Genomic DNA, 11,607 nt, shown 5'->3' with positions numbered 1-11,607 from the left:
CTCTGCGCGAACGGCGCGGCAGGCGAAGGGGTGGACGGTGGCAAGGCGAGCGGGCGGCGGGGTGCTGGCGGTCTGGGCCGAGATGCAGCGGCAGGAGCAGCAACGGCAGCAGGCCCAGCGGCGGGCGCAGCTGGCAGCGGAGCGGCAGGCGGCGCAGGCGGAACGGGCGGCGCAGTTGGCGGCCGTCCGCGGCGAGCGGGCGGCGCAGCTGGCGTACCAGCAGAGCCGGGAGGCCGAGGCCGCCGAGCTGAGCGAGCAGTTGGCCGAGCGGGTGGCCGAACTGGACGGGCTGCTGCGGGCCGGGCTGGCGCGGCCGGCGTTCAGTCTGGCCCCGCTGCTGACGCCCGCTCAGCAGCCGGCCGCCTTCGACCCGGGGCGGCTCGGCGTGCCGATCCCGATGCCGGACCCGGCCCGCTACCGGGTGCCGCCGCCGAGCGGTCTGCTGCAGCGCCGCGCGTACGAGGAGCAGCAGGTCCAGGCGCAGGCGCAGTTCGAGCGGGACTGGCGCCAGGCGCAGGCCACCGAGCGGGAGCGGCAGCAGCAGCTGGCGGAGTACCAGCGCGGCTACCAGGAGTGGGTGGCCGAGCACCACCGCCAGGACGCCGAGCGCCTGGCAGGGGCCCGGGAGTTGGCCGAGCGGCTGGGGCGCGGCGAGGACGGGGCGGTGCGCGAGTACTTCGGCGCGGTGCTGGACAGCTCCACCCGGTGGCCCGACGGCTTCCCGCACCGGCACACGCTCGCCTGGGACCTGACGATCCGCCAACTGGTGGTCAGTTGGGAGCTGCCGGACTTCGACGTGGTGCCCGAGCACGCCCGGGTCCGGTACGTGAAGGCGGACGACCGGCAGGCCCCGGTCGTGCGGGCGGCGGCCGAGCGCAAGCGGATCTACCGCGAGGTGCTGGCGCGCAGCGTACTGCGGGTGCTGGACGAGCTGTTCCGGGCCGACCCGGACGGGCTGCTGGACTCGGTGGCGTTCAACGGCGTGGTGCAGGGCGTGGACCCGGCGACCGGGCGGGAGGCCGGGCGGGTGCTGGTGGCGGTGTCCGCCTCGCGGGCGGCGTTCGGGGCGATCGCGCTGGACCGGGTGGCGCCCGTGGACTGCCTGGAGGGCCTGGGCGGGCGGCTCTCGGCCCGGCCCGAGCGGCTGGCGGAGGTGCGGGCCGAGCGGCTGCCCGAGGCGGTGGGCGTCCAGCTGCCGGGGCAGCGCGAGGACGATCCGGACCTGTACACCATGGACCCGATCGCCTTCGAGGATCTGATCGCGGAGCTGTTCCGGGCCCGCGGCTACCAGGTCCAGACGACGGCCCGCAGCGGGGACCAGGGTGTCGACGTGGTGGCCGTCGACCCCGATCCGGTGACCGGCGGCAAGATCGTCATCCAGGCCAAGCGCTACCGTTCGACGGTCTCCCCCACCGCCGTGCGGGACCTGGACAGCACCGTGCGCCACCACGGGGCGATCAAGGGCATCCTGGTGACCACGGCGCACTTCGGACGCGGCTCCTACGACTACATCGAGAACAAGCCGCTCTCCCTGGTGAGCGGGCCGGAGCTGGTCGAGCTGCTGGCCGAGCAGGGGCTGCGCGGCCGGCTCGGCCCCGCGCCCGCCGGGCGGCCGGGGGCCGGCCAGGGCAGCGTCCGGCTGCGGATCGACTGGCAGGCGCGGACGGTGGCCGGCCAGCCGGCCGAGTTGGACGTCTCCGCCTTCCTGTGCGCGGGCGGCCGGGTGCTGAGCGACGAGCACTTCGTCTTCTTCAACAACCCCGCCGATCCCGGTGACGCGGTCCGGCTGAGCCTGGCTCCCGCCGCCGTGCCGGGGCCGCTGCGCAGCACGCTGCTCACCGTGGCGCTGGACCGGCTGGGACCGCGGGTGGAGGAGGTGGCCATCGCGGTCTCCACCGAGGAGGACCCGGGCCCGGCGCTGCCGTTGGGCTACCTCCACGGGCTGGCGCTCACGGTGACCGACGGCGACTCGCAGCTGGAGCTGCACCGCTGGGCGGACGGCACCAGCGGGATCGCGGACAGCGCGCTGGAGCTGGGCGCCTTCCGCCGCACCGGGCCCGGCGGCGACTGGCGGTTCGAGGCGGCGGCCCGGCCGGTGCCCGGGGGGCTTGCCGCCCTCGCCACCGGGCGCGGCGTGGTGATCGGCTGAACGAGTATCCCAGACGGCGTAGCGCGGCTGAACGGTTGCGTCCAGGGCGGGATCTTAGGGGCGAGTCATACCTGAGGAGGAGAACCCTCCCCGCCGCCCCTCCGGCCGGGGACCGGGCAACCGTTCGACGGAGCGACGGAAGGCAGCACCGCGACCACCAGGATTGGAGCGGAAGCCGACTGAGCCCGTCCACCCCGCCCGTCCCCCCGGAGAGCCGCACCATGACCCTCACCCTCGCTCCTGCCAGAGCCGCCGCCGAAGCCAGAGCGCTGACCAAGGTCTACGGTTCCGGTGCGACCCGGGTGGTGGCGCTGGACCGGGTCAGCATGACCTTCCGGCCCGGCGAGTTCACGGCGATCATGGGACCTTCCGGCTCGGGCAAGTCGACCCTGATGCACTGCATGGCGGGCCTGGACCAGGCCAGCTCGGGCTCGGCCCGGATCGGCGACACCGAGCTGGTGGGCCTGTCCGACCGGCAGCTGACCAAGCTGCGCCGTGACCAACTCGGCTTCGTCTTCCAGTCGTTCAACCTGCTGCCGATGCTCACCGCGCTGGAGAACATCACCCTGCCGATGGACATCGCCGGGCAGCGGATCGACCAGGCCTGGCTGGAGCGGGTGGTGGCGACCGTGGGCCTGTCGGGCCGGCTCTCGCACCGCCCGGCCCAGCTCTCCGGCGGCCAGCAGCAGCGGGTGGCCTGCGCGCGGGCGCTGGCCGGGCGGCCGGCGATCGTCTTCGCCGACGAGCCGACCGGCAACCTCGACTCCCGGGCGGGCGCCGAGATCCTCGGCTTCCTGCAGAACTCGGTGCGCGACCTCGGCCAGACCGTGGTGATGGTGACCCACGATCCGGTCGCGGCGAGCTACGCGGACCGGGTGGTCTTCCTGGCCGACGGGCGGATCGTGGACGAGCTGTCACTGCCGACCCCCGGCACCGTGCTGGACCGGATGCGCCGCTTCGAGGGCGCCGGCCGCACCAGCTGACCTGCCCGTCCCGCCCGACCCGCCCGCGCCGCCCGACCTGCCCGCCCGTGCCGCCCGACCCGCCCGTGCCGCCCGACCCGCCCGTCCCGCCGGAAGCAGAGATCGCCGAGAGAGCCCCATGTACCGCACCGCCCTGCGCAACGTCCTGGCCCACAAGGCCCGCCTGCTGATGACGGTCCTCGCCGTGCTGCTCGGCACCGCCTTCGTGGCCGGCACCCTGGTCTTCACCGACACCCTCGGCAGCGCCCTCAAGTCGCAGAACGCCAGGAGCTTCACCGGCATCGCCGTCTCGGTCAGCGACGACGGGGCGGTCAGCAACGGCTACAGCCGGGGCGCCCGGCAGGGCGACACCGGCCGGCTGACCGAGCAGACCCGGCAGGCGATCGCGGCGCTGCCCGGCGCCGCCGAGGCCCGCGGCGTGGTCAGCGGCTTCGCCGGGATCGCCGACCGCAAGGGCGCGCTGATCGGCGACGGCTTCTCCACCACCGGCACCAACTACGTGCCGGGCGCCGACGGCCAGGACGCCAGGTATCCGCTCACCGAGGGGCACGGACCGCTCGGCGCGGGCGAGTTGGCGCTGGACACCAGGACCGCGCAGAAGGGCGGCTACCACGTCGGCGACACCGTGCGGGTGGCCGTCAACGGCCCGGTGCTGCAGCTGAAGCTCACCGGCCTGCTGCGGGTCAACGACCCCCGGGTGGCGGCCGGCGGCTCGCTGGCCGCCTTCGACACCGCGACCGCGCAGCAGCTCTATCTGACGCCGAGTCAGTTCAACGAGATCGACGTCCGCGCCAAGCCGGGCACCGACGACCAGGCGCTGCTCGCCCAGGTGCGCCAACTGCTGCCGTCCGGCGGTGACTTCACCGCCCAGACCGGTCAGCAGCTGGCCGCCGAGCAGGACCGGGCGATCAACGAGTCCACCAAGGGGCTGAGTTCCTCGCTGCTGGTCTTCGCCGGCATCTCGCTCTTCGTCGGCGTCTTCATCATCGCCAACACCTTCAGCATGCTGGTCGCCCAACGCACCAGGGAACTCGCCCTGCTGCGGGCGATCGGCGCCAGCCGCCGGCAGATCACCCGCTCGGTGCTGATCGAGGCGCTGCTGGTCGGCCTGCTCGCCTCGGCGGCCGGGCTGCTGGCCGGCACCGGCATCGCCGCCGGGCTGCGCTGGGTACTGAACGGCCCAGGGCAGGCCAATCTGCCCGACGGCCCGCTGATCGTCAGCCCGGGCACCGTGCTGACCGCGCTCGCGGTGGGCGTGCTGGTCACTGTGCTGGCCGCCTGGCTGCCGGCCCGGCGGGCCGGGCGGATCGCTCCGGTGGCCGCGATGAGCAGCGGCGACCAACCCGCCAGCCAGAAGAGCCTGCTGGTCCGCAACACCATCGGCGCGCTGATCGGCGCGGCCGGCACCGGCCTGCTGGTGCTGGGCGCGGGCAGCCGGAGCACCGACACCGTCGGGCTGGGCGCGGCCGCGCTGCTGATCGGCGTCTTCGTCCTCACCCCGCTGCTCTCCCGCCTGCTGATCGCGCTGCTCGCTCCCGCACTGCAGCGGATCTACGGCAGCCCCGGCAAGCTGGCCCGGGAGAACGCGCTGCGCAACCCGCGCCGCACCGCCGCCACCGCCGCCGCGCTGACCATCGGCGTCACCCTGATCACGGCGCTGACGGTGGTCGGCGCCTCGGTCAACCGGGCCGTCGACCAGGCGGCCGGCACCGACCTGAAGGCCGACTACACCGTCGCCATGCAGAACTTCGCGCAGCTCTCGGACCAGGTCGGCCCGCAGATCGCGGCGACCCCCGGGGTGAGCGCGAGCAGCGTGCTGCGCCAGGTGCCGGTCCAACTCGGCGCGGACACCCGCTGGATCACCGGCGTGAACCCGGACAGCATCGGCGAGTTGACCGCACTGCACGCCACGGCGGGCTCCGCGGACGCCCTGACGCAGGGTCAACTGCTGGCCGACCAGCGCTACTCGAAGGAGTACGGCACGGCGGTGGGCGACGTGCTGGCGGTGACCTACCCGGACGGGAGCACCGGGCGGCTGACCGTCGGCGGGATCGTGGCCGACAGCACCGTGGTCGACGGGCTGCTCGCCCCCGACGCGCTGCTCGCCCCGCACAGCGCGGGACAAGGCCCGGACAAGGTTCTGGTCAAGGGCGCGCACGGGGCCGACCCCGCGCTGAAGCAGGCGCTGCGGGCCGCGACCGGCGGCAACCCGCTGATCTCGGTCAAGGACCAGGCCGACGTGAAGAAGGAGAACCGGCAGATGCTGAGCGCGGCCTTGAACATCATGTACGGGCTGCTCGGGATGTCCGTGGTGATCGCCGTCCTGGGCGTGGTCAACACCATGGCCATGTCGGTCTTCGAGCGCCGCCGGGAGATCGGCATGCTGCGTGCGGTCGGCCTGGACCGGCGCGGGGTGCGGCGGATGGTGCGGCTGGAGTCGCTGCTGATCGCGCTGCTCGGCGGGCTGCTCGGGGTGGGGCTCGGCATCCTCACCGCGTGGGCCGGCAACGGGACCATCGCGGGCAGTTTCAAGAACCTGACCACGGTGGTGCCGCCGCTGCCGATGCTCGGCTTCGTCGCGGCGGCGGCGCTGGTCGGCCTGCTCGCGGCCATCTGGCCGGCCCGCCGGGCGGCCCGGCTGGACATCCTGGACAACATCAGGACCGGCTGACGGACCGCGCGTGGAGGGTTCACGAACGGCGGCCCGGCACCCCGGGAGATCCGCGGCCCACCCGGTGCTGACAATGGTTCGACCACTGTGCCAAGCTGCACCAGGATCGGGCCGCACCGCACAGCGGACGGACCCGTACGGGGGGAGCAACACGATGAGCGGACAGGGCGGTTCAGGCCGGGCTGACCTGGTCGGGCGGCCGCAGCCGCCCGGCGCCGGGGAGGCGGCCCGGGCCGCCCGTTCGCGCCACTCACTGGCCCTCGCGGCGGCGGCCGGACTCGCCTTCGCCGCGCTGGAGCTGCGCCCGGCCGGCGCCCTGCTCAGCCGTGGCCCGGCACCGTTCGGGCACTCCTTCGGGTTCGTGCTGCTGCTCGCGGCGGGCTGGCTGCTGCTGTTCGAACGAGCCGTGCGGTCCTACCGGGCCAAGCTCCGCGACCTCGTCGACCTGTCGCCACGCGAGGAACGCCTGCGCGAGGCGGTGCTGCGCCTGCTGCCGCTGCTGGGGCTGGTGCTGCCGTTGGTCCTGCTGCTGGCGAGCCTGCCCCACGCACACCCGCCGGAGACCCGGACACCACCGCCCGCCGCCCTGCCCGTGCCGCTCCCCCGGCACGGCGGCGGCACTGGCGACTGGTCCTTCCTGGCACTGCTCGTCGCGGCCGTCCTGCTGCTCCTGGTGCTGGTCCGCGCGGTCGTCCTGGTGCGCCGGCTGCGGCTGCCGAAGCCGGCCCCGCGCGGCGCGCGGCGGACCCGCACCGACGAGCGGGAACTGGCCGACGCCGTCGCCTCGGCCCGCCAGGCGCTGCTCAGCGGCGAGGACGCCCGCACCGCCGTGATCGCCTGCTACCTCGCGATGGAGGAGTCGCTGGCCGCCTCCGGCATCGAACGACTGGTCGCCGACAGCCCCACCGACCTGCTGGACCGCGCCGTCACCGCCGGCACCCTGCACGGCACCGACGCCACCACCCTCACCGCACTCTTCCGGGAAGCCCGGTTCTCCCGGCACCCGATGGACCAGACCCACCTGAACCAGGCCCGCACCGCACTGGACGCCATCGCCACCCAACTCGCCGAACGAGCCGAACGAGCCGAACGGGCCGAACGGGCCGAACGGGCCGAGGGCGATGCGGCGGAGGTGAACCGCTGATGGCGCCTCCGTCGTGGAGTGAGTACGCCGACAGGGCGTGGGCCACCAGGACCGACCGAGAGAGGACGAAGCGATGACAGCCGCCGGCGAGCCCGACCCGGCAGACCCGCCCGGGCAACCGGCACGACCGGGCGGCGGGGAAGCGGCACGCACCACCAACCTGCGCCGGGCGCTGACCATCGGCGCGGTGGCCGGCCTGGCCTTCGCCGCGCTGGAGCTGCGCCCGGCCGGCAGCCTGCTGCACGGTGGCAGCGCGCCGCTCGGCGACGAGTTCGGTCTGGTGCTGCTGCTGATCTTCGGCTGGCTGATCCTGCTGGAGCGGACCCTGCGGTACTACCGCCGGCAGGTCCGCCACCTGATCGACCTGCCGCCACGCGCCGAACGCCTGCGCGACGCGGCCCTGCGCCTGCTGCCGCTGCTGGCCGTCGGGCTGCCGGCGGTGCTGCTGGGGCTCTACCGGATCACCAACCAGCGGCCGGCGCCGGCGCCGTATCCGGTTGCCCCGCCGACCCTGCGGCCACGGCCCCTGACTCCGCCGCACCCACTGCCCACCGGTACCTCCGGCACCGGCCTGATGGGCGACCTGGCCGCGGCCGTCCGGATCCTCGCGGTGCTCGCCGTACTGGCCGGCCTCATCGTGGTCTGGCGGCTGCTGCGCCGGGTGCCGGTGCCGACCGTGACCCGCAGCGTGCGGACCCGCACCGACGAGCGGGAACTGGCCGACGCGGTCGCCTCGGCCCGCCAGGCGCTGCTCAGCGGCGAGGACGCGCGCACCGCCGTGATCGCCTGCTACCTCGCGATGGAGGAGTCGCTGGCCGCCTCCGGCATCGAACGACTGGTCGCCGACAGCCCCACCGACCTGCTGGACCGCGCCGTCACCGCCGGCACCCTGCACGGCACCGACGCCACCACCCTCACCGCACTCTTCCGGGAAGCCCGGTTCTCCCGGCACCCGATGGACCAGACCCACCTGAACCAGGCCCGCACCGCACTGGACGCCATCGCCACCCAACTCGCCGAACGTTCGGCGCGGACCGAGGCCCAGGACACCTCAAGGGAGATGAGCGCCTGATGGCCGACGAACGCACGACCGGCGCCGAGGCGACCGGCCCGAAGCTCGGCTCCACCCGGCACACCCTGGTCGTGCTCTGCCAGCTGGTGCCGATCGCGCTGGTGCTGGCGGGCCTGGTGGGCGGCGTACCCGGGCTGGGCGCCGCCGCCGCGCTGCTCGCCGCCACCGCCCTGCTGACCGCCCGCTACGTGGCCGGCGCCGGCAGCGAGACCAGCGGTTGGCGACGTCGGCAGCGCCTGATGGGCACCCAGGACCCGAACCTGGCCGACTGGCGCTACACCGTGCGCAACGGCCTGGACGTGAAGGACTTCCCGCACCCGCTCCGTGGCCGGCTGCGCCGCCTCTACGCCGCCAGGCTCGCCGAGCGGCACAGCGTCTCGCTGGCCACCGAGCCCGAGCGGGCCGCCGCGCTGGTCGGGCCCGAGGTCTGGGCGTTCCTGGACCCGCGGCATCCCCGGGCCGAGGACGTCCTGTCGCCCGCCGAGCTGAACGTGTTGATCGACCGGCTGGAAACCCTCTGACCTGCTCGACGGCACCGGCCGGCGCCTCCCGGCGCCGACCGCCCCTGGCACTCCCACCCCTGTGACCCTTCCCTTCCCTGTGAGGACCCTGTGACGACCGAGACCCTGACGCCCCAGCAGGCCGGCCAGCTCGCCCATGAGGTGCTGGCGGAGATCGAGCGCGCCGTGGTCGGCAAGCCCGAAGCGCTGGAGCTGGTGATGCTCGGTGTGCTGGCCGGCGGCCACATCCTGATCGAGGACCTGCCCGGCCTCGGCAAGACGCTGCTGGCCCGCTCCTTCGCCACCACCCTGGGGCTGGACTTCCGCCGCATCCAGTTCACCCCCGACCTGCTGCCCTCCGACGTCTCCGGCGCCCCCTTCTACGACCAGCGCGGCGGCGAGATGGTGTTCCGTCCCGGCCCGCTCTTCACCCACCTGCTGCTGGCCGACGAGATCAACCGCACCCCGCCCAAGACCCAGGCGGCGCTGCTGGAGGCGATGGCCGAGTCGCAGGTCTCGATCGACGGCACCACGCACAAACTGCCCGACCCCTTCGTGGTGATCGCCACCGCGAACCCGATCGAGTACGAGGGCACCTACGCGCTGCCCGAGGCGCAGCTGGACCGCTTCCTGCTGCGGGTGCGGATGGGCTACCTGGAGCCCGCACTGGAGGCCCGGATGCTGCGGGCCCGGGTCGACCGGGCGGCCCCCGAGGCGGTGCTGCGCCCGCTGAGCGACCCGGCGCGGGTGCTCGCGATGCGGGCCGCGCTGGAGCGGGTGGAGGTCTCCGACGACCTGGTGGAGTACATCATCGCGCTGATCACCGCGACCCGCTCGCACCCGCAGATCCAGGTCGGCGCCTCGCCGCGCGGCGGCCTGGCCCTGGTCCAACTCGCCCGCGCCAAGGCGGCGTTGGCTGGCCGTGACTTCCTCACCCCGGAGGACGTCAAGGCGGTGGCGGTGCCCGCGCTGGCGCACCGGGTCACCCTGAAGCCGGAGTTGTGGGTGCGCCAGGTGGAGGCGGACGACGTGCTGGCCGGCCTGGTGGCCCAGGTGCCGACCCCGCAGACGGTGCCGGACAAGGCCGCCGGCAGCCTCGCGGACGCCACGGCCGCCCGCTCATGACCAGCCCGGCAACCGATCTGACACGGAGTCAGGAATCGGCCTGGGCCGGGTTCCGGCCGAGCACCGCGCCGCCCCCGCCGCCACCCGGCTGGCGGGCGAGCGAGCGGACGCTGCGGCTGCTCACCGTCGCCGCCGTGGCCGTCGTCGCCGCGCTGGTCACCGGACACGCCTGGCTGCTCGCGCTGGCGGCCGGCCCGGCCGTGCTGCTGACGCTGGCCGCGCCGGGCCGCACCCGGCCGACCCGGATCGACGCCGAGGCCCACCTCTCGACCCGCCGCTGCTTCGAGGGCGAGCAGCTGACCGCCCGGATCCGGGTGCGCCACGACGGCGCGGCCGGACTGCTCGACCCGGCGCCGGCGCTCGGCCCCGGGCTCGAACTGACCGCCGAGCGGATCAGCCTGGACACCGTGGAGCTGACGCTGACCGCGACCCGGTGGGGGCGCTGGACGATCGGCCAGGTCGACCTGGACGTGTACGACGCCGGCCACCTGACCCGCCGCACCGTGCGGGTGGAGCTGGGCGAGATCGAGGTCTTCCCGGTGCCCGGCGGCGCCCGGCTGACCCCGATCCCGGTCCGGCTGCCGGAACGGCTGGGCGAGCACACCACCCGGCAGCACGGCGAGGGCGTGGAGGTCAACGGGGTGCGCCCGCACGTCTGGGGCGAGCGGCAGCGGCGGATCCACTGGCCGTCCACCACCCGGCGCGGCAGCATCCAGCTCAACCAGTTCAGCGCCGAGCGGGCGGTCGACACGGTGCTGCTGCTCGACGCGCTGGGCGACTTCCGCGATCCGGCCACCGGCGTCTCCACGCTGGACGAGTCGCTGCGGGCCGCCGCCGGCCTGACCCGCGCCTACCTGCGCACGCACGACCGGATCGGCCTGGTCTCGGTCGGCGGCACCACCCGCTGGCTGCGGGCCGGCACCGGCGAGCCGCACTTCTACCGGATCGTGCAGAGCGTGCTCGACGTGCGCAAGGACCTCGGCTACCGCACCCCCGAGCTGAACCGGCTGCCGCCGCCCGCACTGCCGCCCGGCGCTCTGGTCTACGCCTTCACGCCGCTGGCCGACCAGCGGATGCTGGACGTGCTGGGCGACCTCGCCGACCGGGGCAATCCGCTGGTCGTGGTGGAGATCCCGACCGGCGACCCGCAGGTCGAACCGGGCGACGAGGTGGACGCGTCGGCGCTGCGGCTGTGGCGGATCGACCGGGACGCGATGCGCTTCGCGCTGCGCAACCGGGGCATCCCGGTGGTCGCCCACACGGCCGGCGAAGCGCTGGACCTGGCGCTCGCCCCACTGCTGCGCGGTCGGATCCAGGGGAGGCAACGGTGAGCGAGGCAACAGTGGACGGGGCAACGGTGGGTGGGGCGAAGGTGGACGGGGCGAAGGTGACCCGGGCCGCCCGACTGTCGGTACGGCAGCTGCCCGCCCGCTGCCTGGGTGTGGCACTCGCGGTCGCGGCGGCCGACCCGGTGAACCGGCACTCGGTGGGCCCGAACGTGGCGCTCGCGGTGGTCGCCGCCGGTTTCGCCTGGTGGGCCGCGCCGAGCGTGGACCGGGCGAAGCACCCCGGCGGCCGGCTGCACCAGCAGCTGGCCCGGCACCGCAACACGGTGCTGGCCGTGGTCGCCGTCCTGCTCACCGCCGTCGGGCCGCAGCGGCCCTGGGCGGCCGTCGCGGTCACCGCGCTGCTGCTGAGCTACCTGCTGCACGCGGACACCTACGACCAGCTCCACCGGCCGCCGGGCCGGGCCACGGTGGCCGGCGCCTACGCGGCCGCGGCCCTGGTGCTGCTGGCCGCCGTGGCACCGACCGCGAGCTCGCAGGCGGCGCGGCTGCTGGCGGTGCTCGGGGTGGCGGCCTGCGCCGCCGCCGTGGGGCTGACGCTGTACGAGCGGCGGGGCGACGAGGAGGCCTGAACGGAAACGGTGACGGGGTGGCCACTGCTGCTCAGCGGCCACCCC

At 74.8% G+C, this 11,607-nt stretch carries 9 protein-coding genes; all 9 read left to right on the top strand.

Translation table 11 applies throughout. From position 1 onward, the window contains the following. Positions 1–37: 37 nt before the first annotated feature. The 9 genes from OG403_RS29685 (at position 38) to OG403_RS29645 (ending at position 11,562) form a co-directional block, all read left to right on the top strand. Entirely contained in the window at positions 38–2,149 is a 2,112-nt protein-coding gene (locus OG403_RS29685) for a restriction endonuclease (protein ID WP_329569786.1), read from the top strand. Positions 2,150–2,370: 221 nt separating this feature from the next. Beyond that, on the top strand, positions 2,371–3,132 hold the full coding sequence (locus tag OG403_RS29680; protein WP_329569784.1) for an ABC transporter ATP-binding protein: 762 nt from the start codon (positions 2,371–2,373) through the stop codon (positions 3,130–3,132). A gap of 118 nt (positions 3,133–3,250) precedes the next feature. Continuing rightward, positions 3,251–5,803: an ABC transporter permease gene (locus OG403_RS29675; RefSeq protein ID WP_329569783.1), complete on the top strand. Its 2,553-nt coding sequence runs from the start codon at positions 3,251–3,253 to the stop codon at positions 5,801–5,803. A 154-nt stretch (positions 5,804–5,957) separates the two neighbouring features. Continuing rightward, a complete protein-coding gene (locus OG403_RS29670; protein ID WP_329569781.1) occupies positions 5,958–6,947 on the top strand; it encodes a DUF4129 domain-containing protein in 990 nt (329 codons plus the stop codon). Between the two features lie 73 nt (positions 6,948–7,020). Next, positions 7,021–8,019 (top strand): DUF4129 domain-containing protein, encoded by a 999-nt coding sequence (locus tag OG403_RS29665; RefSeq protein WP_329569779.1) that lies wholly within the window; start codon positions 7,021–7,023, stop codon positions 8,017–8,019. Then, on the top strand, positions 8,019–8,540 hold the full coding sequence (locus OG403_RS29660; protein WP_329569777.1) for a hypothetical protein: 522 nt from the start codon (positions 8,019–8,021) through the stop codon (positions 8,538–8,540). Before OG403_RS29665 ends, OG403_RS29660 begins: the two co-directional genes overlap by 1 nt. A 90-nt stretch (positions 8,541–8,630) precedes the next feature. After that, positions 8,631–9,644 (top strand): AAA family ATPase, encoded by a 1,014-nt coding sequence (locus OG403_RS29655; protein ID WP_329569776.1) that lies wholly within the window; start codon positions 8,631–8,633, stop codon positions 9,642–9,644. Beyond that, positions 9,641–10,975: a DUF58 domain-containing protein gene (locus OG403_RS29650; RefSeq protein WP_329569774.1), complete on the top strand. Its 1,335-nt coding sequence runs from the start codon at positions 9,641–9,643 to the stop codon at positions 10,973–10,975. The genes OG403_RS29655 and OG403_RS29650 overlap by 4 nt, the downstream gene beginning before the upstream one ends. After that, entirely contained in the window at positions 10,972–11,562 is a 591-nt protein-coding gene (locus OG403_RS29645; RefSeq protein WP_329569773.1) for a hypothetical protein, read from the top strand. Before OG403_RS29650 ends, OG403_RS29645 begins: the two co-directional genes overlap by 4 nt. The last annotated feature ends 45 nt before the right edge of the window (positions 11,563–11,607 follow it).

It is taken from the genome of Kitasatospora sp. NBC_01266, assembly GCF_036242395.1.
Classification (GTDB): domain Bacteria; phylum Actinomycetota; class Actinomycetes; order Streptomycetales; family Streptomycetaceae; genus Kitasatospora.
Note: the sequence above shows the minus strand (reverse complement) of the source record. Positions and strands in the feature narration are given on the sequence as shown.

What these genes read in the sequence shown, in the direction of transcription:
- OG403_RS29680 (WP_329569784.1), top strand. Translation starts at nt 2,371, where the DNA reads ATGACCCTCACCCTCGCTCCTGCCAGAGCCGCCGCCGAAGCCAGAGCG.
- OG403_RS29675 (WP_329569783.1), top strand. Translation starts at nt 3,251, where the DNA reads ATGTACCGCACCGCCCTGCGCAACGTCCTGGCCCACAAGGCCCGCCTG.
- OG403_RS29670 (WP_329569781.1), top strand. Translation starts at nt 5,958, where the DNA reads ATGAGCGGACAGGGCGGTTCAGGCCGGGCTGACCTGGTCGGGCGGCCG.
- OG403_RS29665 (WP_329569779.1), top strand. Translation starts at nt 7,021, where the DNA reads ATGACAGCCGCCGGCGAGCCCGACCCGGCAGACCCGCCCGGGCAACCG.
- OG403_RS29660 (WP_329569777.1), top strand. Translation starts at nt 8,019, where the DNA reads ATGGCCGACGAACGCACGACCGGCGCCGAGGCGACCGGCCCGAAGCTC.
- OG403_RS29650 (WP_329569774.1), top strand. Translation starts at nt 9,641, where the DNA reads ATGACCAGCCCGGCAACCGATCTGACACGGAGTCAGGAATCGGCCTGG.